Source organism: Neobacillus drentensis, assembly GCF_036966985.1.
GTDB lineage: Bacteria > Bacillota > Bacilli > Bacillales > Cytobacillaceae > Neobacillus > Neobacillus drentensis_E.
On the sequence record NZ_JBALSN010000769.1, the window covers coordinates 2,280 to 3,326 of the forward strand.

Here is a 1,047-nt window from a genome sequence, read left to right on the forward strand (position 1 = left end):
TAAATAATGAATTTTTTCTTCAAAGGATAACAGGAACCATAAAAAGAAGACCATTCCTGCAGCAAAAAATCCGATTCCAAGAAAATCTAGATGGGAGAATAACTCTTTCATGTGTGACTTATCCTGTTTAATATCCTTAGGAAACATATACCAACCAAGCAGGAAACTAAGGATAATAAACGGAAAGTTGACCCAAAAGATGGCTGGCCAATTCCCTAGCACGATTAAGAAACCACCAATGGTAGGCCCAAGTGCTACCATTGCTGAGGCAAAAATTGATAAAACCGCTAGGGCTGAGGCCTGTCTATCCTTAATATGATCACGAATTAACGCCATTCCGGATGGATATATGGCACTGCTGCCAATCGATTGAAAAAGTCTCATGATCAATAACATCAGAAAGGTAGAGGCAAGAGGTGCACCAAGAGCAGATAGGGCAACTAAAATAAGCCCAGTTAAGAAGGTCTTTTTTCGACCGAATATATCACCAATTTTTCCAGTTACTGGCTGTGCAACCGCACTTGCTAAATAAAAGCTGGAGATTAACCAAGAAACAGTTGAAAAGGAAAGGTGAAAATCTTTTTGAATACTGTGTAATGCTAATGCAATCATAGATGAGTTAAGCGGATTTAACATCGTGCCTGAGGCAACCGCTGTTAAAAATAATGCTCGATTTTTCTTCATTTTTTTTTCCTTTGCTCGAAATAGAATTTATTTAATTTTTAACTTCCGACGGGGAGGCTTTTTTTTTGAAAAAATACAAATAGAAAAAGAGTAGGAGGCTTTCAACAAAAAAGTAGACCGGAATAGAATAGGCGATTTTATACCCATTTTTGTATTGAAAAACACCAATGATCACACAAAACCTTTCTAAAAGGATGGCCATGATGGTCCAAATGATAATATACCATACTTTTTTCTGACCGGTAATTTTAAAACGTTCATAAAAATAAACAAAAATATATCCAAATGGTGCGTACATCGTATAGGAAAGCAAATCAAATAAAGAGTAGATTGGTTCGTCACCAACATCATATAAATCCAACG

The 1,047-nt window shown here is 36.2% G+C and carries 1 protein-coding gene and 1 pseudogene; both read right to left on the reverse strand.

The annotated features are described in order from the left end of the window. Nucleotides 1–684 (reverse strand): MFS transporter (locus V7659_RS31555; RefSeq protein ID WP_335543918.1); only part of this gene is annotated, 684 nt, incomplete at its 3' end. Between the two features lie 31 nt (nucleotides 685–715). Next, nucleotides 716–1,047 (reverse strand): annotated as a pseudogene (locus tag V7659_RS31560) (hypothetical protein); the annotation flags it as partial.